A 17942-nucleotide genomic window follows, 5' to 3' on the forward strand; every position below is an offset into this window, starting at 1 on the left:
TTGACCGGGTAGGCGCACAGGATTGCCCCCCTCGATAGAGGGGGGCATCCCGTCGACATGACAAGAATACAGCCAGAAAAAGCTGATCAGTCTTTGCGTGAGGAGCCCTGCATGATCAGTTTGATCAGCGGCCCCAGTGTGGTGCCGAGGCGGATCAGCCGGGTCAGGCTGCTGAGGCCACCACCGTTCTTCGCACCCTTGCCGGTCAGAAAGCCCAGCAAGGTGACAGCGGCCACGCCCCAGAGTGGCGCGTGTTTGATGCCGAAGCCGTCCTGCAGGTTTTGCGTCATCCCGCGCACCCGTTGCAAAGGTTGCAGCAGTTGCGCGGATTCGTGGCGGATTTCCTGACGATGCATTTCCATGCGCAGGCGGATCAGGGCCTTGCGCATTTCCGCGCGCGAGCTGTTGTGTGGCAGTTCAGGCAGGCTCATGGCAGCAGGCGCTCCCGATCGTTGGCCAGCTCTTCCAGGGTGCCATGGAAGGGCGAGGACTCATCGAAAATCGCCGCTCTCAAGCGCATTCCACAGAATATGGCGGCGAGGGAGTAGAACACACAGAGCCCGATGATGGCGGTCAGGCGATACGTGTCCCAGAACAGGATAAGCACCAGCGTCGACAAACCCACCAACAGCAGCAACGCAAACACCAGGGCCAGGCCGGCAAACAGCAACAGGCTGACGGTGCGGGCTTTTTGTTCCTGCAATTCGATGCCGAACAGTTCGACATGGCTGTGCAGCAACCCAAGGAAGGCAGCACCCAGGCGCCGCGATGAGGAGCTTGCTCCCGTTACAGACGGGCCAGATTCACCGATCGCCATATCAGCGCCGGCTGGCCAGCAGGCCGATCAGGAAGCCCACTCCGGCCGCGATCCCGACGGATTGCCAAGGGTTGGCCTGGACATAGTCTTCCGTGGCGGTGACAGCAGCCTTGCCGTGTTCGCGCAGGGAGTCTTCGGTCAGTTTCAGGGTTTCACGGGCACGCAAGAGACTGTCGTGAATCTGCTCGCGTAATTCGTCGGCCTGATCGCCGGCCAGGTTCGCGGTGTGCTCCAGCAAGCGTTCGGTGTCACTGACCAGTGTCTGAAAGTCGTTCATCAGGATTTCTTGAGCAGTCTTTGCCTGGGTGCGGGCCATGGGTGATCTCCATAAGTGGCTTTCTGATGCGTTCGAGTATGAGCCTTCGGCGAAGGTTCAGTACAAATGACTGGTACAACTTTTGCTGGGTCGTGGTGCGCCGGTCCGCACCATTGCGCTATTGCCGGGCATGATTTCAGTAAAACCGTAGGACCAACAATCAAAAACTCGCGTAAACGTCCGGGGCGCGTTTTTCCTGGGCGGCGTCCGTGCGCCAAAGTGGTTCAACGAGATCAGTGCGCTGATGCGTTGAAGCTGCAACTTGGTGCATGGGCAGTCATCGCGAACTGCTTTGGTGCTTTTTTTCTGCCATAAGGTCTGCCCATTCCATGGAAAATCTGCAAAGCGCTGTGGACACCCTGGTCCATAGCTCCAACACGCTGTTCATTCTGATCGGTGCGGTCATGGTTCTGGCCATGCACGCCGGTTTCGCCTTTCTTGAAGTCGGAACCGTGCGACAGAAAAACCAGGTCAATGCCTTGTCGAAAATCCTCAGCGACTTCGCTGTTTCGACACTGGCCTACTTCTTTATAGGCTATTGGATTTCTTATGGCGTGACGTTCATGCAGCCCGCGGCCGTGCTCAATGCCGACCATGGCTATGGACTGGTGAAGTTTTTCTTCCTGCTGACCTTTGCCGCGGCGATCCCGGCGATCATTTCCGGAGGGATCGCCGAGCGTGCCCGGTTTGTTCCCCAGCTGTGTGCAACCGCGTTGATCGTCGCGTTCATCTATCCGTTCTTCGAAGGCATTGTCTGGAACGGCAACCTGGGTTTGCAAGCCTGGTTGCTGGAGCGCTTCGGCGCCGGTTTCCATGATTTCGCAGGCTCAGTGGTGGTGCATGCCATGGGCGGTTGGCTGGCACTGGCGGCGGTGCTGTTGCTCGGGCCGCGTAATGGCCGCTATCGCGACGGTCGGCTGGTCGCGTTCGCGCCATCGAGCATCCCGTTTCTGGCGTTGGGCTCGTGGATCCTGATCGTCGGCTGGTTCGGCTTCAACGTCATGAGCGCGCAAACCCTGCAAGGTGTCAGCGGACTGGTGGCGGTGAACTCGTTGATGGCTATGGTTGGCGGTACGGTGGCGGCACTGATAGTCGGGCGCAATGACCCCGGCTTTCTGCATAACGGCCCGTTGGCGGGGCTCGTGGCAATCTGTGCCGGTTCCGACCTGATGCATCCTGTGGGGGCGCTGGTCACCGGTGCCGTCGCGGGGGCGCTGTTTGTCTGGTGCTTTACCGCGGCCCAAGGCAAATGGCGCATCGACGATGTGTTGGGTGTGTGGCCGCTGCATGGCTTGTGCGGCGTGTGGGGCGGCATCGCCTGCGGCATTTTCGGCCAGAGCGCTTTGGGCGGGCTGGGCGGGGTCAGTCTGATCAGCCAGTTGATCGGCACTGCGCTGGGCATCACTGTGGCACTGACCGGCGGATTTGCGGTGTATGGCGTGATCAAGGCGCTGCATGGATTGCGCCTGAGTCAGGAAGAGGAGTATTACGGCGCGGACCTGTCGATCCACAAGATCGGTGCCGTGAGTCAGGACTGACAAGGGTCTCTTTATCGTCGGTGGCATCAGGGCAGGGGACTCAATGGCTCGACGGTTTTTTGGGGCAGGCCTAGAATGGTCACTTAATTTTCTGGTTGAGCGCTCATGCTTCCCGAATGTCAGCTGTTCGGCACCCCTGGATGCCATCTCTGTGAAGTAGCCGAAGCCATGTTGATGGAGTTCGTCGAGCGCGGCCTGCTGGTGGAACTGGTGGACATCACTGAGGATGAAACATGGTACGCAGCCTACAGCCTGCGTATTCCGGTGTTGCGACGAGTCGATACCGGTGCTGAACTGGGCTGGCCGTTCAGTACCGATCAGGTGGTGGCGTTCCTGCGTTGAGTGGCTCTTGCGCTGGCGGTATGTCCCGCCTGTCGAACTTTGCGATTGATCCCCTTGGCTTATTCGGTGTTGATCGGATACTGTATGCGTATACAGTTATTCGCGGTGCCTGCCTTGCCGTTCCTGATTTTCGGGAGTGAGCAGGCAAGCCCGGGCGTCAGAGGGATGAATCGTGGTCAATGTCGAACAGTTGAAGAACAGCGTGAACCGGATGTCTGCAGACGTCGTGCGCGAGGCTGTCCTTGAGTTGCGTCTGGATGGTCTGGTGACCGAGGGGAAAACGCCCTTCAACAAAACGCATTTCAATACCTGTTTCGCAGAAATCGAAGCCTTGTTTCAACGCGCGGGTTATCACCGGCAACTCGATGTCGTGGGTTATCAGGGATTGTTGTACGCCCTCTACGACCCCGCTCGCTGGGAGGCGGTCGATGTACTGCGCTGGCTCAAGGAGTACACCGAAGCGGCGGCGCGCACACAGATCCCGGCTTGAGGAATCTTCTCTAGGTTCCTTCCCCCCTGCTGTTGGATAATGCCGCCCTGCACTGAGGGTTAGAGCTTTCGTATGTCCACTTCATCTTTTTCCGCGGCACACAGTCAGGCCAGTACGCTCTACTTGCCACCTGGCCCGTGGCAGACCGTTGTCGATTGCCTGTGTGAGCATTTCAGCGCCATCAGTCGTGAACAATGGCTGGACAGAATAGCCCGTGGCCGGGTCCTCGATGGGCAGGGCATGCCGATTGCCCTCGATCTGGCCTACAGGGAAGGTTTGCGGATTCATTATTTTCGCGAAGTGCCGGATGAAAAGCCGATCCCGGTGATCGAGTCGATCCTGTACGCGGACGAGCATCTGGTGGTGGCCGACAAACCGCATTTCCTGCCCGTGACGCCGGCTGGCGAATACGTCGAACAGACGCTGCTCAGGCGCTTGATCCGTCGCCTGGACAATCCGCACCTGGTGCCATTGCATCGTATCGACCGGCATACCGCAGGGTTGGTGCTGTTTTCCGCCAATCCGCAGAGTCGTTCGGCTTATCAGTCGTTGTTTCCAACCCGGCAGATCGAAAAGCGCTACGAGGCCATCGCGGCGCCGTTGCCTGACCTGGCTTTCCCGTTGGTGCATAAAAGCCGACTGGTCGATGGCGAACCGTTCTTTCGCATGCAGGAGGGCTCGGGAGCCAGCAACACGGAGACTGCGGTCGAAGTCAGGGAGAAACGGGGGGATCTCTGGCGTTATGGCCTTTACCCGGTGACGGGCAAGAAACATCAGCTGCGGGTACATATGGCAGCGTTGGGTGCCGCTATCTGCAACGACCCGTTTTACCCCGAGGTGCTCAAGGATGCACAGGATGACTACGCCAATCCTTTGAAACTGCTGGCTCAGGGTCTGAAATTTATCGATCCGGTCACAGGCCAGGCGCGAGAGTTCGAGAGTGAAATCACCCTGAAATGGTGATCAAGAAGCGACCCTGAAGTGCTTTTCTTCAGGCATGAAAAAGCCCGCATCAAGCGGGCTTTTCTGTATCCGGCGGCGCCAGGATTACAGCTCTTTAACTGTACGAACCTGGTCTTTGTTGATGCGGGTCTGTTTGCCGTCGAGCTGTTCGAATTCGTAGAAACCGGAATCCTTGTCGAACTGTGGCGTGTCGACGGCCTGGATTTCGCGACCGTCATTCAAGGTGATCACCGTAGGCGATGCACAACCGGCGAGAGTGGCGAGGCCGAGTGCGAGCATGAAAGTGGCGAGGGTCCGTTGAGTCATGTGTGTGTCTCCGAATAAGAAATCTTTGGTTACTGAGTTTGAGACGTGAACCGTCCGTGCAAGTTCCTGATTAATCTCAGTCTGACACAGTGTCATGACCGCCTAACAGTTCCGGCGTGTTGAGGTTGGCCAGCCGAGGGTCTTTGTCGGGGCATTGCAGCGCGGTCGCACCGAGCTTGCGCATCAACCGGCCAGGGCTGCGCTCACCTTCGTTCCAGGCATTTTCAATTGCTGCCCTGTGTAGCACAGGAATCACGCACAACAACGGTTCCCAGTGGTCATCATGCCGCACCATCAGCGGCTTGTCCGGATGCAGGTTGGCGGCCTCGCGCATATTGTCGATCAGCGCCGCATCAATGCCCGGAACGTCACATGGCAAGACCAGCAGATGGCTATGGCGAGCAGCTTTCAGGCCTGCGCGAATACCGGCCAGCGGCCCGGGGAAGTCACCTTCATCATCGTGGACCAACTGGTCGGCGTAGGGTGCGTACTTCTCAAGGTTGCGATTGCAGGAGATGATCAGGTCATCGCTCAGCGGGCGGGTCTTGCGATGCAGATGCGCAATCAGGGGTTCGCCGTGCCAGTCCAGCAACCCTTTGTCTCGACCACCCATACGTTGGCCGCGACCGCCCGCCAGGAGCAGAATGGAGCAGGGTGGCAATTGTGAATTCGTGGTCATGGCAGGCCTCCATGGGGGCGGCGAAAAAACGGAGCGCTGTGATATAACACCGGGCTGTTTCTCCTACAACTGGACGAGCCTATGAAAGCCAAGGCTGATGTACCTTTCGCACCGCTGAATATTGCAGTGCTGACTGTCAGCGATACCCGCACACTGGAAACCGACACCTCAGGTCAGGTCTTTGTCGACGGCTTGACCGCCGCCGGTCATTACCTGGCAGCCCGGGTGTTGCTCAAAGATGACCTCTACAAAATTCGCGCGCAAGTCGCCAACTGGATTGCCGACGATGTCGTGCAGGTGGTGCTGATCACCGGCGGCACCGGTTTTACCGGGCGTGACAGCACGCCGGAAGCCGTCGGCTGCCTGCTGGACAAACAGGTTGATGGATTTGGTGAACTGTTCCGCCAGATCTCGGTTGCCGATATCGGCACCTCGACCGTTCAGTCCCGGGCGTTGGCCGGTCTGGCCAACGGCACGCTGGTTTGCTGCTTGCCAGGCTCGACCAATGCCGTGCGCACCGGTTGGGACGGCATACTGGCCGAGCAGCTGGATTCGCGGCATCGCCCGTGCAATTTCGTGCCTCACTTGAAACAGGCTGCGCCTTGTGAATCCCGTGGGTAAGCCTGGCAAGTCAGGCAGTCTGATGCCTGTCGAGCAGGCGTTGGCGCGCCTGCTGGAAATGGCCGAGGCCTCAAGGATTGTCGAGCGTGAACGCTTGCCGTTGGCGCAGGTACAGGGCCGTGTATTGGCTGAAGATCTGGTGTCGACGCTTGATCTGCCGCCCTGGCCCAACAGTGCCATGGACGGTTATGCCTTGCGCATGGCTGACTGGACGGGAGAGCCGTTGGTGGTCAGTCAGAAGGTGTTTGCCGGCCAGGCTCCCGATCCGTTGCAGCCAGGAACCTGTGCGCGCATTTTCACCGGGGCGCCTGTTCCCGCTGGTGCCGATTGCGTCGAGATGCAGGAAAACGCCGAGGTTCAGGCCGATGAGCGAGTCCGTTTCACTCAAGCCTTGACCCCAGGCCAGAACATCCGTCCACAAGGCCAGGAAACCACCGTCGGCGAGTTGATTCTGCCGGCAGGTACACGGCTGGGGCCGATCGAGCAAGGATTGGCTGCCTCCTTGGGATGCGCTGAGCTCGAGGTGGTTCGCAAGGTGCGTGTGGCGGTGCTGTCTACCGGCGACGAATTGATTGAGCCGGGGCAGACACTGGGCCCGGGACAGATCTACAACAGCAACCGGGTGTTGTTGTGTAGCTGGTTGCAGCGTTTGGGTTGTGAGGTCGTCGACGCGGGAATTCTGCCGGACAATCTGGAAACCACTCGCTCCCGATTGGGTGAGTTGAAGGATGTCGATCTGATCCTCTCGACCGGTGGCGTATCGGTAGGGGAAGCCGATTTTCTGGGCATCGCCTTGCGCGAAGAGGGCGAATTGACGCTGTGGAAACTCGCCATCAAGCCCGGTAAACCGCTGACGTTCGGGCATTTTCGCGGTGTACCTGTGATTGGCTTACCAGGCAATCCGGCATCGACCCTCGTGACCTTTGCGTTGTTGACCAGGCCCTATCTTTTGCGCCGTCAGGGTGTGCAAGACGTTGAGCCGCTGAAGGTGCAGGTGCCGGCAGGGTTTGACTGGCTCCAACCCGGCAATCGGCGTGAGTATTTGCGCGCACGGCTGGAAAACGGCAGGGCGACGATCTACAAAAACCAGAGTTCCGGTGTGCTTCGCAGCGCTGCATGGGCTGATGGACTGGTAGAAGTCCTGGAAGGTCGCACGCTGGTTCAGGGCGAAATCGTTTACTTCATTCCGTTGAGCGAAGTCCTGAGCTGATAGCTACAACGGCTTAGTCACACAAGACCCGGTTGATTGAACCGGGTCTTGTGTTAATGGCAACTCAATGCGCCAGAAGCAATGAAATAACCTGCTCGAAACGGCTATTGGCAATCCAGCCAAGGAGGCCGAGGATCACCACTGTTCCACCGGCGGAATAGGCAAGCCTGTGTTTGATGGATTTGACGTCACCCCGGACTTCGTCCATGTCTCTGCGTATGTGCTTGAGGTGTGTTTCCAGCTCGGTGACGCGAGGTTCCATATCGACTTCTCCCGTGGTTTTTGTGCTGTTGCTGCATTCAGCTCAATGGCCTGCATTTTTATTATCTATGAGCGGCAAGACCGAAATGGCCGGTGATGCGAGGTTTTGGCATTGCATGGCACGTCCTTGTGATGTGCTGCAGCCCAAGGTCTACCAATTCGGATTTGTGGTCAATTGAGCCGATTCCTCACGTTTTGTAAGAAAAATCCTGCCGTGTGGGTGGGGATCAAGACTGTCCGACTGGAAGTAATTCGTTTTCTTGCGACTTTTAACGGGGGGCTTCTGGCGTCGACAGCATGTTTATTCGTGCGCGCCTGCCCTGGAAGGGGACAACCTGCGGTTCTCGGTGCGGCCAGCGGCGTTACTCGTGCATCTGCCTGACGATTCGCCGCTGTTACGTGTTGGAGAAGTGCCTAGTCATCAAGGCTGATGATTTTTTCACGCACGGCAAACAGCACCAGGCCGGCCACATCGTAGATCTGCAAGCGCTTCATGATCTGCGAACGGTGGGTTTCGACGGTCTTGACGCTCAGCCCCAGGCCGTTGGCGATCTCTCGAGTGGATTTTCCGCGAACGATCAATCGCAGGATTTCCAGCTGACGTGCCGTCAGGTTGTGCGAGTCGGCAGGTTCGGGTTGGTGCTTCTGGTTTCGGGTCAGCGCCTGATTGATCACCGTGTGGGCAATGGCCGGGCTCAGATAGCGCTCATTGTTGCGCAAGGCCTCCAGTGCGTGTTCGAGTTCGGTGGCCGTGGTGTCCTTGAGCAGGTAGCCATGGGCTCCGGACTCCAGCGCCTGCATGATCAGGGCCGGGTCGGTGTGCATCGAGAGGATCAGGACCTTGCTCTGCGGGCGCACTCGCTTGAGCTGCTGCAAGGCTTCGAGGCCGCCGGTCTGGCGCATCGAAATATCCAGCAGGACAATATCCGGGGACAGGTGCCCAACCATTTCCAGCAACTGCGAGCCGTCACTGGCCTCACCGATGACGGCATAGCCGGGCAGATCCATTACCAGGGCGCGCACGCCAGCCCTGATCAGCGAGTGGTCATCCACCAGTAGTAAATTACAAGTCAATGCATAACCTTATTCGAACTGGCCCGTTCGAGCGCACGGGGCGCCCAGGGAAAAAGAGCTTCGATTTGAGTGCCTTTGCCCGGCTCGCTGGTAACGCTCAATGTGCCGCCCAGTTGATCGACCCGTTCCGACATCCCGGCCATACCGCGTTGCCCTTCACGACCTGGGTCTGTTGTGGGCGCAAAGCCCTGACCGTCATCGCTGATCTGCAACTTCAGGCCTTGGGGCCGGCGCTGCAGGCACACCAGCAGATTTTTGGCCTGGGCATGTCGCAGGATGTTGGTGACCGCTTCCTGGGTGATGCGGAAAGCCGCCACGGCCATTTCCTCCGGTATGCCGGTCAGGCGCTGCTGGCATTCCAGGCTCCAGTGCACCGGGGTGTTGGCCAGGGTCTTGAGCAGGTGTGCCCGCAGACTGGCTTCCAGCCCGAGGCTGGTCAACTGCCGGGGATTGAGAATGGCGGATACGTCACGAACTTTGGCCAGGGTTTCTTCCAGCGTGTCGCAGAGGACCGAGCATTGCTCCTGGAGTTCTTCGGGCATCCGGCGTTTGAGCCAGTCACTTTGCAGTTTGGCGGCGGTCAGCAATTGACCGATGTCGTCATGCAGTTCCCGGCTCAGCCGGTGACGCTCGTTTTCCTGAACCTGCAACAGCCGGTCGGCCAGTTCCTGAGGCTGGAATTTGATGGATTTGCGCGAGAGGCAGTACTGCACGGCAACACTGGCCAGCGCTGCAACGCTGAGCACCAGCAACGACAGGGGCAACGGGATGGACAAGCCATAGACCAGTAGACTGCCGAGGGTCGAGCAGGCGCATAGCAACAGCGTGAATGTGCGTGCATATGCTCGGGAAGGTGGCCACATGGCGATTGACTTGAGGCTGGCGTGCATAGCGGATGGAGCCAATGGATGTTCGCTGCGGGCTGACCGGTCATGCTGGCTGACAGGCCCCTGTTTTTAATGTGGAGCGCCGACTTCAACGGGATGTACTTTTTGCTGGAGAGTTCAGCTCCGAACCGGAGCGAGCTGTATCCGGCTGCATTCACACTGCCATTAATTGGCGTCAACTAACAGGCGGCATAGTAGCACTTAAGATACCGTTGGTCGCGTCCGTATGTATGTCCGAAAAGTCAGGAGTCCAGTCGTCTGGACGACGGTTCCATAATGAAACAAGTTGGTTGTTGCCGTCGCAAAATGCCGATTGCCCCTGGGTTTTGTTGTTGATACCAGGCAATGCCCTGGTCAAGACCAGCGCGCAATTGTCGAAGGGCAATAGTGGTTGTTAATAGATGTCGCTTATAGCTATGAAATATTCATCTGCGACATGTGCGCACTCAAGTTACAGCGCGGTATTGATAACCAGAACACGTCATACGGCATGGTTTGGCAAGTTCAGGCCTGTCGTTCCGAATAGGATACGAGGGTGAACGGCCTGGAATTGACCGGTGGTCGAAATCGGCTTTGCCCGACCTGAAAGGCAAAGGCTTCGATCAGGGTGACCTGCTCGCTGTCGTCGAGACTGAGCTGTCCGGTGGTCTGGTCGATGAGTTCGAGTTGCCAGGCAATCAGGGTCAGGCAGTCTTTCAGGGCACTCAGCGCCTCGTCGTGCAGGCTCATGGTGTTCTGGGCGTGGTTCAGCAGGCCATGAATATGCAGAGAAAATTCTGACACGGCCGCCAACGCCAGGGCATCGGCCTTGTTGGCCAGCTTGAGCAGTATGCTGAGCATGCAGTCGATGGCGTCCTTGTCATTGCTGATCAACTGCAGATGACTCAGGCATTCCTCGGTTTTAGCCAGGAGTGTTTCAGCTTCGACGAGAAACTCGGGGAGCCGCTGGGCCCACTCTTTACGGTCGTTCGGCATACTTATCTCCACAACGTCATTTCAAATGAGGGGATATCGTGTGTGTCGACAAGGGCGGTCGGGACCCCGGCATTGCCGAGTCGTCGGGTGAACGAACTGCGGCTGGCCCGGAAGCAGGCTGGGGAACACGAGAGGGTGGTTGGCCACTTACTTGCGATCGCACACAAAAGCCTGACTCCGTTCATGCAATGAGAATGGCGTCACATTAATGGCTATTGGATATTGCGAACATCAGGTTGCACCTGATTGTTGATAGGGGAATCCCTTACACAGGGGAACCTTTCGCACGAACAAGGGGCGCGTGGCGCAGAAGTGCAGCAGATGTAATCACAGCGCCAGTAAAGCATGATGTCAATATGACATCAATGCCCGGCGTGGCATTTTAGAGAGGGTCAAGCTTCGGCAAAAACAGCCGATAACCTTTCTTAAGTGAATTCATCCGAACAAGACCAGGAGTCATTGATGGCCGGCATTCTCGACACGGTAGACCAACGCACGCAACTGGTGGGTGAGAATCGCCTGGAAATCCTCATGTTCCGGCTCGCTGGACAGCAATTGTTCGCGATCAACGTCTTTAAAGTACAGGAAGTCCTGCAACTGCCAAAGTTGACGCTGATGCCGCAGCGCCATCCTTTTGTGTGCGGCGTGGTCAACCTGCGTGGCCAGACCCTGCCGGTGATCGACCTGTCCCAGGCCATTGGCATGCGCCCGTTGGTGCCGGGGCCTGGCAGCACGATTATCGTCACCGAATACAACCGTTCGGTTCAGGCCTTCCTGGTCGGTGGTGTGGACCGGATCGTCAACATGAACTGGGAAGCCATCCTGCCGCCTCCGGGCAGCGCCGGTCGCGAGCACTACCTGACGGCCATCAGCAAGGTCGATGATCAACTGGTGGAAATCATCGACGTCGAAAAGGTCCTGGCCGAAATCGTCCCGTACAACGCCAAAGTCTCCCGCGATAAGCTCGAAGATCCGGTGCTGGAACGTGCCCATGGCCGTGAGGTGCTGCTGGTGGATGACTCGAATGTGGCCCTGGCGCAATTGCGCGATACCCTGGGACAGCTGGGCGTGAAGATGCACATCGCCAGCGACGGGTTGAAGGCCTTGAACATGCTCAAGGCCTGGGCCGATACCGGCGTACACATGACCGACAAACTGCTGATGGTCTTCACCGATGCGGAAATGCCGGAAATGGATGGCTATCGCCTGACCACCGAGATTCGCAACGACCCGCGCCTGCGTGGCTTGTACGTGGTGCTGCACACCTCGCTGTCCGGCAGCTTCAACGACTCGATGGTGAAAAAGGTCGGCTGCGACAATTTCCTCTCCAAATTCCAGCCGGACAAACTCGTCGACGTGGTGCGCCAGCGCCTGATGTTAGACGAAGTACCGGCCTAAGCAGGTCTGCACAACTGTGGGAGCGGGCTTGCTCGCGAAGGCGTCGGCACATCCAAGACTGATGTGACTGATACACCATCGCGAGCAAGCTCGCTCCTACAGGTTTTTGGTCTTTGATTCAGCCTTCAAGCTCGTATAGGGTGGCTTTTTTAGCCTACCAGGGAGCTGGCCATGTTGCGTCTGAGCGCGCTGTATCGTTATCCGTTGAAGTCCGCCAAGGCCGAGACCTTGCAAGCGATCGGTCTCGATAAACTCGGGCTGGACGGCGATCGCCGCTGGATGCTGGTGGACGAGGCCAGCGGGCGCTTCCTGACCCAGCGTGCGGTGGCGCAGATGAGCCAGTTGTCGGCTTTGTGGAATGCCGAAGGCGGCTTGACCCTCAGCGCGCCCGGCCATTCGCCGCTCGACATAGCTTTGCCTGGTAACGATGCACAACTGCGAGGCGTGACGATCTGGCGCGATACCTTGCGAGTCCCCGATACAGGCGATGAAGCAGGGGCCTGGGTCAGCCAGTTCATCGGAAAACCGACACGCCTGGTGCAAGTGCCGCTGGATCGGGCACGGATGACGGAGGCCGGCTACGGCAAGGATGACGATCAGGTGGCGTTCGCCGATGGCTATCCGCTGTTGCTGATTGGCCAGGCCTCTCTCGAGGACTTGTCGCAACGGGTCGGGCGTCCGTTGGAGATGCTGCGTTTCCGGCCGAATCTGGTGATCGAAGGCAGTGCAGCGTTCGCCGAGGACGGCTGGAAGCGTATCCGCATCGGCGAGGTCGAGTTCCGCGTGGTCAAGTCCTGTTCGCGCTGCATCCTGACCACCATCGACCCGCAAACCGGGGAGCGCAGCGACGACCGCGAACCCTTGGCCACTTTGCAGAAATACCGTTCCCAGGCGGACGGCGCAATGTTCGGCCAGAACCTGGTCAACGACGGCAACGGTCGACTCGAAGTCGGCATGCCGGTGGAGATCCTCGAGTAATTTTGCGCAGAATAAAAAATGCCCGTGTCGAAAAACACGGGCATTTTTTATTGCGGCGACTTTTTTGGTTGAGGCCCCGCAGGCTTAGCCGCGGTATTCGCACAGGTAAGCGGTGTCGACGGCAACTTTCAGTTGGAACTTGCTGTTGGCCGGCACGTTGAACTGGCTGCCGGCGGCGAAGGTTTCCCAGTCGCTGCTGTCGGGCAGTTTGACGGTCAATGCGCCGCTGACCACGTGCATGATTTCACGCTGGCTGGTGCCGAATTCGTACTCGCCCGGAGCCATGACGCCGATGGTCGCTGGACCTTCTGCGGTGCCAAAGGCGATCGACTTGACGGTGCCGTCGAAGTACTCGTTGACTTTAAACATGGGCGATTCCTCGAAAAGGGCTAAAAAGGGCCGGCCAGTATGCACAAGGCCCTGAGTGTCGTCACCTGTCTAAAGCGGAAGAACCAGCGGCAGCAGGCGTGCGGTATTGCGCGCATCTTCCAGCGCCCGGTGTTGCTGGCCGGTGAACTGCAGGCCGGCCAGTTGCAGGGCACCGTTGAGCCCCAGCGGGCGTTCCAGGCGTCGGGCCTTGGCAAAGCGCTGTTTGAGGTTCATGTGCGGCACGTTGGCCAGCATGCTGGCGAGTCCCAACTGCTGCCAATCCTGGAGCAGTTGTTTGCGATCGTAATCGCCCCAGCTGGCCCAGCCTTCAAGTCGTGTGTGGTGTTGGCCGAGCCAGCGTTCAAACGCCGGCCAGACTTCGCCCAGCGGTTGCGCGGCATCGATGTTGGCTTGGGTGATGTGCGTCAGCTCGCGGCAAAACGGCGTCAGCAACGGCCGCCGCAAAGGCCGGACGAAGCGCTGGAACTGGTCCAGTTCGCGTCCCTTGCGATCCACCAGGGTGGCGCCGATTTCAATGATTTCCATATCCGTTACGGGCCAACCCCCCTCATCGGTGGTGGCCTCCAGATCAATAACCAGCCAGTGAGGCATTGCAGGTTTCCTGGTATCCGCGTCCTGATAGGCTTTGAGCGTAGCCAAACCCGGCGGTTCCGCCTAGCGGCTTATTCGACCTCCAACAGAATCTGCCGGTTTTTCACCTGATCCCCGATTTTGACTTGCAAGCGTTTCAGAACACCGTCGATGCCCGACTTCAATGGGTGCTCCATTTTCATCGCCTCCAGTACCACCAGCAGTTGGCCCTTGGTCACCTGGCTGCCTTCGTTGACCAGGACGTCGACAATCGCGCCGTCCATCGGCGCCTTGAGGGTGCCAGAGCTGACACTGGCCTGGCCGGTAACTTGCGCCTGGGTGCGATCCACGAACTGCAGACTGCCCGGCCGGGTAAACAGCCAGAGACGCCCGGCCTCCAGGCGATAAGCGTGGCGTTGGCGAACGCCTTCGATTTCGAGGGTGGCCCAGCGTCCGTCGCTGTGGATGATCTTCAGTTCGAGGCTGCGCTCGGCGACCTGAATGCGCAACGGCTGGCCCGGGATCGCCTGCAACGCTACCGGCCAGTCCTGATCTTCAAGGCCGATGCGATAGTGCAGCGGCACGCTGGCGTTGTTGCGCCAACCGCAAAGTGGGGCCGGGTGAGCCTGTGCCGCAGCCTGATAGAACAGGGCGGCGGCGATGGCCAAGTGGTGTGCGCCTGGGGTTTCGGGATGCAGGCAGGCGTGGTCGGCGAAATGCTGCGCGATGAAACCGGTACTGAAATCACCGCTGGCGAACTGAGGGTGTTCCAGCAGGCTGGCAAGCAGGCGTTGATTGCTTTGCAGCCCCAGCAGCACGCTGTCTTGTACGGCCCGCAGCAGTTTGCGCCGGGCTTCTTCGCGGGTGGCACCGTGGGCGATGAGCTTGCCGAGCATCGGGTCGTAGAAAGGACTGATGACCTGGCCTTCGATCAGGCCGTGGTCGATCCGTACGCCGTCCTGTAACGCCGGCTCCCAGGCCACGACGCGCCCGGTTTGCGGCAGGAAACCCTGGGCCGGGTCTTCGGCATACAAGCGCACTTCCATGGCGTGGCCCGTGAGTTGCACCTGTTCCTGGCGCAGCGGCAATGGTTGCCCCTCGGCGATGCTCAACTGCCAGGCCACCAGGTCCAGCCCGGTGATCAGTTCGGTCACCGGGTGCTCCACTTGCAGTCGGGTGTTCATCTCCAGGAAATAGAACTGCCCGCGCGCATCCAGCAAAAACTCCACGGTGCCCGCACCGACGTACTTCACCGCTCGCCCGGCCTTGAGCGCCGCTTCGCCCATGGCTTGGCGCAGCTCAGCGGTCATCACCGGGCAGGGGGCTTCCTCAATGACTTTCTGATGCCGGCGCTGCACCGAACAATCGCGCTCGCCGAGGTAAATCAGGTTGCCATGCCGGTCACCGAACAACTGGATCTCGACGTGACGGGGTTCGACCAGTGCCTGTTCGAGGATCAGTTCGTCGCTGCCAAAACCGTTCAGGGCTTCGGAGCGCGCGGTGCGAATCTGTTCCAGTAAATCGCTGGCGTCGTGCACCAGGCGCATGCCGCGTCCACCGCCGCCAGCGCTGGCCTTGATCATCAACGGATAGCCGATGCGCTCGGCTTCGCGGCTCAGGGTGGCGTCGTCCTGCCCAGCGCCTTGATAACCGTTGATGCACGGCACACCGGCTTCGATCATGGCGATCTTCGACAGGCGCTTGCTGCCCATCAGTTCGATGGCCTCGGGGCTGGGGCCGATGAAGGTGATGCCGGCGTCGCGGCAGGCGAGGGCAAACCCGGCGTTTTCCGAAAGGAAACCGTAGCCCGGATGGATTGCATCCGCGCCCGTGCGCCGAGCCGCGTCGAGGATGGCCGGGATGTTCAAATAAGACTGTTGCACCGGGGCCGGACCGATGTTGACCGCCTCGTCGGCCATCTGCACGTGCAGTGCATCGGCGTCGGCGTCGCTGAACACGGCGACCGTGCGATAGCCCAGCGCCTGGGCCGTGCGCTGGATGCGGCAGGCGATTTCACCGCGGTTGGCGATGAGGATTTTTTTGAGTCCGGGCATGGGTTGTTCCCTTGGTTTTGCGATGTCTGTTCGGGCCTCTTCGCGAGCAAGCCCGCTCCCACAGGGGAATGCATTCCAGTGTGGGAGCGGGCTTGCTCCGGGCGGCGTTCCGACGAAGCTTTTAAATGGCCCACCCCGGTTTGCGCTTTTGCACGAAGGCCATCGTTCCCTCGATGCCTTCGGCTCCGGTCACTGCCTCGCTGAACCATTCAGCCGCTTGATCAAGCAACTCATCCGACGGCTGTCCGGCACTGGCCAGCAACAGTTTTTTGGTCATCGCATTCGCCCCCGGCGCACAACACAACACATGGGCCAACACCTCATCGAGACGTTCGGCCAGGGCCTGCGGATCATGCTCGACAAAATGCACCAGCCCCATGCGCCGTGCCTGGTGACCATCAAAACGCGCCGCCGTCAGGGCCAGGCGCCGGGCCTGGGTCAAGCCGATGCGTTGCACCACGAACGGCGCGATCTGCGCAGGCAACAGGCCGAGGCTGGTTTCCGGCAGGCCGAATTGCGCCTGGTGATCGGCCAGGGCGATATCGCTGACACAGGCCAGGCCGAGACCTCCGCCGAGCACCGCCCCCTGCAGCACCGTGATCACCACTTGCGGTGCGTGTTGCACCTCTTGCAATAGCGCGCCGAACACCCGGTTCAAATCCCGGTGCGCAGTTGGGCCTTGAGCGCGGGCGTTGGCCATGTCCTTGAGGTCGCCGCCGGCACAGAAGTGCCCACCGACGCCGCCGATCACCAGTGCGCGAACGCCTGGTTTATCGCGTACCGCGGTCAGCACCGAGCGCAATTCGGCGACCATTTGCAAGCTCATCGCATTGCGGCATTCCGGGCGGTTGAGGGTGATGTGCAGCACGCCGTTGTGCAGTTCCAGCAGCAAAGTCTGGCAAACCGGCAGGTTGTTCATTTCTTTTTCCCCGGCAGAATGCCCATCAGTTTGCAGATGATCCCCAGCATGATTTCGTCGGCGCCGCCGCCGATCGACACCAGCCGTACATCGCGGTAAGCCCGGGCCACCGGGTTGTCCCACATGAAGCCCATGCCGCCCCAGTATTGCAGGCAACTGTCACTGACTTCGCGGCCCAGCCGCCCGGCCTTGAGCTTGGCCATGGAGGCCAGGCGCGTGACGTCCTGGCCTTTGACGTATTGCTCGGTGGCTTGATAAACCAGCGCCCGCAGGCATTCGATTTCGGTTTGCAGTTCAGCGAGGCGGAAGTGGATCACCTGATTGTCGATCAGCGCGTTGCCGAAGGTTTTGCGCTCCTTGCAGTATTCGATGGTGCTGTCGACGCAGTACTCCAGGCCCTTGATCATGTTGGCCGCGCCGAACAGGCGTTCCTCCTGGAACTGCAGCATCTGCATCATGAACCCCGCACCTTCGTGGCCGATGCGGTTGCGCTGCGGTACGCGCACGTTGTCGAAAAATACCTGGGCGGTTTCCGAGCTGCGCATGCCGAGCTTGTCCAGGTGCGAGCTCAAGCTGATGCCCGGCGTGTTCATCGGCACCATGATCAGCGACTTGTTGATGTGCGGTTTGTCGTCCGAGGTGTTGGCCAGCAGGCAGATGAAGTCGGCGCTCGGCGAGTTGGTGATCCACATCTTGCTGCCGTTGATCACGTAATCGTCGCCGTCCTTGCGCGCCGTGGTTTTCAGCCCGGCGACGTCGGAGCCGGCGCCGACTTCGGAGACGCCGATGCAGCCGACCTGCTCACCGCTGATGGCCGGGCGCAGGAATTCTTCGCGCAGCTCATCGGAACCGAATCGGGCCAACGCCGGGGTGCACATGTCGGTCTGCACGCCGATGGACATCGGTATGCCGCCGCAATGAATGGTGCCGAACTCTTCGGCGGCGACGATCGAATAGCTGTAGTCGAGCCCCATGCCGCCGAATTTTTCCGGTTTGGAAATGCCCAGCAAGCCAAGATCGCCGGCCTTGCGGAAGATGTCGTGGATGGGGAAGCGCCCGGCCTTTTCCCATTCCTCGACGTGCGGGTTGATCTCGTGCTCGACGAATTGGCGCACGGTGCGGCGCAGTGCTTCGTGTTCCTGGGTGAAGATCAT

The 17942-nt window shown here is 59.5% G+C and carries 21 protein-coding genes and 2 pseudogenes; 9 read left to right on the forward strand and 14 right to left on the reverse strand.

Annotated elements, in window-relative coordinates; genetic code table 11:
* Nucleotides 1-86: 86 nt before the first annotated feature.
* The 3 genes from AC1DVE_RS27070 to AC1DVE_RS27080 are packed head-to-tail and all read right to left on the reverse strand — an operon-like array spanning nucleotide 87 to nucleotide 1133.
* Nucleotides 87-431, reverse strand: a complete 345-nt coding sequence (locus tag AC1DVE_RS27070) for a hypothetical protein (protein ID WP_095944931.1) — start codon at nucleotides 429-431, stop codon at nucleotides 87-89.
* On the reverse strand, nucleotides 428-817 hold the full coding sequence (locus AC1DVE_RS27075) for a phage holin family protein (RefSeq protein ID WP_223533578.1): 390 nt from the start codon (nucleotides 815-817) through the stop codon (nucleotides 428-430). Before AC1DVE_RS27075 ends, AC1DVE_RS27070 begins: the two co-directional genes overlap by 4 nt.
* 1 nt (nucleotide 818) lies before the next feature.
* Complete coding sequence (locus AC1DVE_RS27080; protein WP_223456297.1) at nucleotides 819-1133, reverse strand: ElaB/YgaM/YqjD family protein; 315 nt, start codon at nucleotides 1131-1133, stop codon at nucleotides 819-821.
* 329 nt (nucleotides 1134-1462) lie between these two features.
* Between AC1DVE_RS27080 and AC1DVE_RS27085 the strand changes: the two genes are divergently transcribed.
* The 4 genes from AC1DVE_RS27085 to AC1DVE_RS27100 all read left to right on the forward strand — a co-directional run bounded on the left by AC1DVE_RS27085 (nucleotide 1463) and on the right by AC1DVE_RS27100 (nucleotide 4466).
* Nucleotides 1463-2671, forward strand: coding sequence for an ammonium transporter (locus AC1DVE_RS27085; RefSeq protein ID WP_477784342.1), 1209 nt, complete (start codon nucleotides 1463-1465; stop codon nucleotides 2669-2671).
* A gap of 105 nt (nucleotides 2672-2776) precedes the next feature.
* Complete coding sequence (locus AC1DVE_RS27090; RefSeq protein ID WP_223456917.1) at nucleotides 2777-3013, forward strand: glutaredoxin family protein; 237 nt, start codon at nucleotides 2777-2779, stop codon at nucleotides 3011-3013.
* A gap of 172 nt (nucleotides 3014-3185) precedes the next feature.
* On the forward strand, nucleotides 3186-3503 hold the full coding sequence (locus tag AC1DVE_RS27095; RefSeq protein WP_008020364.1) for a hypothetical protein: 318 nt from the start codon (nucleotides 3186-3188) through the stop codon (nucleotides 3501-3503).
* 72 nt (nucleotides 3504-3575) lie between these two features.
* On the forward strand, nucleotides 3576-4466 hold the full coding sequence (locus AC1DVE_RS27100; RefSeq protein WP_223456915.1) for a pseudouridine synthase: 891 nt from the start codon (nucleotides 3576-3578) through the stop codon (nucleotides 4464-4466).
* Nucleotides 4467-4550: 84 nt separating this feature from the next.
* Here the strand turns inward: AC1DVE_RS27100 and AC1DVE_RS27105 are convergent, their stop codons facing one another.
* The gene (locus AC1DVE_RS27105; protein WP_007994800.1) at nucleotides 4551-4772 is read right to left on the reverse strand and encodes a YgdI/YgdR family lipoprotein; all 222 of its coding nucleotides are present in this window, start codon (nucleotides 4770-4772) and stop codon (nucleotides 4551-4553) included.
* Between the two features lie 76 nt (nucleotides 4773-4848).
* Complete coding sequence (gene mobA, locus AC1DVE_RS27110) at nucleotides 4849-5451, reverse strand: molybdenum cofactor guanylyltransferase MobA (protein ID WP_223456913.1); 603 nt, start codon at nucleotides 5449-5451, stop codon at nucleotides 4849-4851.
* Between the two features lie 81 nt (nucleotides 5452-5532).
* Here mobA and moaB point away from each other — a divergent pair, with 81 nt between their 5' ends.
* A complete protein-coding gene (moaB, locus tag AC1DVE_RS27115; RefSeq protein WP_223456911.1) occupies nucleotides 5533-6072 on the forward strand; it encodes a molybdenum cofactor biosynthesis protein B in 540 nt (179 codons plus the stop codon).
* Nucleotides 6056-7282: a molybdopterin molybdotransferase MoeA gene (locus AC1DVE_RS27120; protein ID WP_223456909.1), complete on the forward strand. Its 1227-nt coding sequence runs from the start codon at nucleotides 6056-6058 to the stop codon at nucleotides 7280-7282. Before moaB ends, AC1DVE_RS27120 begins: the two co-directional genes overlap by 17 nt.
* Nucleotides 7283-7346: 64 nt before the next feature.
* Here the strand turns inward: AC1DVE_RS27120 and AC1DVE_RS27125 are convergent.
* A pseudogene (locus AC1DVE_RS27125) lies at nucleotides 7347-7661 on the reverse strand (hypothetical protein).
* Between the two features lie 167 nt (nucleotides 7662-7828).
* Between AC1DVE_RS27125 and AC1DVE_RS27130 the strand changes: the two are divergent.
* Nucleotides 7829-7974, forward strand: a pseudogene (locus tag AC1DVE_RS27130) (lipid kinase YegS); the annotation flags it as partial.
* On the opposite strand, the gene AC1DVE_RS27135 reads toward AC1DVE_RS27130, so the two are convergent.
* The 3 genes from AC1DVE_RS27135 to AC1DVE_RS27145 form a co-directional block, all read right to left on the reverse strand.
* Nucleotides 7958-8617, reverse strand: a complete 660-nt coding sequence (locus tag AC1DVE_RS27135; RefSeq protein WP_223536615.1) for a response regulator — start codon at nucleotides 8615-8617, stop codon at nucleotides 7958-7960. The pseudogene AC1DVE_RS27130 and the gene AC1DVE_RS27135 overlap by 17 nt on opposite strands.
* Nucleotides 8614-9507 (reverse strand): sensor histidine kinase, encoded by an 894-nt coding sequence (locus AC1DVE_RS27140; RefSeq protein WP_223456919.1) that lies wholly within the window; start codon nucleotides 9505-9507, stop codon nucleotides 8614-8616. The genes AC1DVE_RS27135 and AC1DVE_RS27140 overlap by 4 nt, the downstream gene beginning before the upstream one ends.
* A gap of 501 nt (nucleotides 9508-10008) precedes the next feature.
* Nucleotides 10009-10479, reverse strand: coding sequence for a hypothetical protein (locus AC1DVE_RS27145; protein ID WP_150726326.1), 471 nt, complete (start codon nucleotides 10477-10479; stop codon nucleotides 10009-10011).
* Between the two features lie 462 nt (nucleotides 10480-10941).
* Here AC1DVE_RS27145 and AC1DVE_RS27150 point away from each other — a divergent pair, with 462 nt between their 5' ends.
* Both AC1DVE_RS27150 and AC1DVE_RS27155 read left to right on the forward strand, forming a co-directional pair.
* Nucleotides 10942-11877, forward strand: coding sequence for a chemotaxis protein CheV (locus AC1DVE_RS27150; RefSeq protein ID WP_223533341.1), 936 nt, complete (start codon nucleotides 10942-10944; stop codon nucleotides 11875-11877).
* Nucleotides 11878-12048: 171 nt separating this feature from the next.
* Nucleotides 12049-12855, forward strand: coding sequence for an MOSC domain-containing protein (locus AC1DVE_RS27155; RefSeq protein WP_223456902.1), 807 nt, complete (start codon nucleotides 12049-12051; stop codon nucleotides 12853-12855).
* Between the two features lie 84 nt (nucleotides 12856-12939).
* On the opposite strand, the gene ppnP is transcribed toward AC1DVE_RS27155, so the two are convergent.
* The 5 genes from ppnP to atuD form a co-directional block, all read right to left on the reverse strand.
* Nucleotides 12940-13224 (reverse strand): pyrimidine/purine nucleoside phosphorylase, encoded by a 285-nt coding sequence (gene ppnP, locus AC1DVE_RS27160; protein WP_007940055.1) that lies wholly within the window; start codon nucleotides 13222-13224, stop codon nucleotides 12940-12942.
* 69 nt (nucleotides 13225-13293) lie between these two features.
* Entirely contained in the window at nucleotides 13294-13836 is a 543-nt protein-coding gene (locus tag AC1DVE_RS27165) for a 3'-5' exonuclease (RefSeq protein WP_223456895.1), read from the reverse strand.
* Between the two features lie 71 nt (nucleotides 13837-13907).
* Entirely contained in the window at nucleotides 13908-15869 is a 1962-nt protein-coding gene (locus AC1DVE_RS27170; protein WP_477784343.1) for an acetyl/propionyl/methylcrotonyl-CoA carboxylase subunit alpha, read from the reverse strand.
* 121 nt (nucleotides 15870-15990) lie between these two features.
* Nucleotides 15991-16788 (reverse strand): enoyl-CoA hydratase/isomerase family protein, encoded by a 798-nt coding sequence (locus tag AC1DVE_RS27175; RefSeq protein ID WP_223533339.1) that lies wholly within the window; start codon nucleotides 16786-16788, stop codon nucleotides 15991-15993.
* The gene (gene atuD, locus AC1DVE_RS27180; protein WP_015094073.1) at nucleotides 16785-17942 is read right to left on the reverse strand and encodes a citronellyl-CoA dehydrogenase; all 1158 of its coding nucleotides are present in this window, start codon (nucleotides 17940-17942) and stop codon (nucleotides 16785-16787) included. The genes AC1DVE_RS27175 and atuD overlap by 4 nt, the downstream gene beginning before the upstream one ends.

The sequence above is a fragment of the Pseudomonas sp. P4_B4 genome (genome assembly GCF_056402255.1).

Coding starts and splice junctions, on each gene's coding strand:
- AC1DVE_RS27165 (WP_223456895.1), bottom strand. CDS start 13,836: ATGCCTCACTGGCTGGTTATTGATCTGGAGGCCACCACCGATGAGGGG.
- AC1DVE_RS27080 (WP_223456297.1), bottom strand. CDS start 1,133: ATGGCCCGCACCCAGGCAAAGACTGCTCAAGAAATCCTGATGAACGAC.
- AC1DVE_RS27090 (WP_223456917.1), top strand. CDS start 2,777: ATGCTTCCCGAATGTCAGCTGTTCGGCACCCCTGGATGCCATCTCTGT.
- AC1DVE_RS27150 (WP_223533341.1), top strand. CDS start 10,942: ATGGCCGGCATTCTCGACACGGTAGACCAACGCACGCAACTGGTGGGT.
- moaB (WP_223456911.1), top strand. CDS start 5,533: ATGAAAGCCAAGGCTGATGTACCTTTCGCACCGCTGAATATTGCAGTG.
- atuD (WP_015094073.1), bottom strand. CDS start 17,942: ATGATCTTCACCCAGGAACACGAAGCACTGCGCCGCACCGTGCGCCAA.
- AC1DVE_RS27100 (WP_223456915.1), top strand. CDS start 3,576: ATGTCCACTTCATCTTTTTCCGCGGCACACAGTCAGGCCAGTACGCTC.
- AC1DVE_RS27075 (WP_223533578.1), bottom strand. CDS start 817: ATGGCGATCGGTGAATCTGGCCCGTCTGTAACGGGAGCAAGCTCCTCA.
- AC1DVE_RS27070 (WP_095944931.1), bottom strand. CDS start 431: ATGAGCCTGCCTGAACTGCCACACAACAGCTCGCGCGCGGAAATGCGC.
- AC1DVE_RS27105 (WP_007994800.1), bottom strand. CDS start 4,772: ATGACTCAACGGACCCTCGCCACTTTCATGCTCGCACTCGGCCTCGCC.
- ppnP (WP_007940055.1), bottom strand. CDS start 13,224: ATGTTTAAAGTCAACGAGTACTTCGACGGCACCGTCAAGTCGATCGCC.
- AC1DVE_RS27155 (WP_223456902.1), top strand. CDS start 12,049: ATGTTGCGTCTGAGCGCGCTGTATCGTTATCCGTTGAAGTCCGCCAAG.
- AC1DVE_RS27170 (WP_477784343.1), bottom strand. CDS start 15,869: ATGCCCGGACTCAAAAAAATCCTCATCGCCAACCGCGGTGAAATCGCC.
- AC1DVE_RS27140 (WP_223456919.1), bottom strand. CDS start 9,507: ATGCACGCCAGCCTCAAGTCAATCGCCATGTGGCCACCTTCCCGAGCA.
- AC1DVE_RS27085 (WP_477784342.1), top strand. CDS start 1,463: ATGGAAAATCTGCAAAGCGCTGTGGACACCCTGGTCCATAGCTCCAAC.
- AC1DVE_RS27175 (WP_223533339.1), bottom strand. CDS start 16,788: ATGAACAACCTGCCGGTTTGCCAGACTTTGCTGCTGGAACTGCACAAC.
- AC1DVE_RS27145 (WP_150726326.1), bottom strand. CDS start 10,479: ATGCCGAACGACCGTAAAGAGTGGGCCCAGCGGCTCCCCGAGTTTCTC.
- mobA (WP_223456913.1), bottom strand. CDS start 5,451: ATGACCACGAATTCACAATTGCCACCCTGCTCCATTCTGCTCCTGGCG.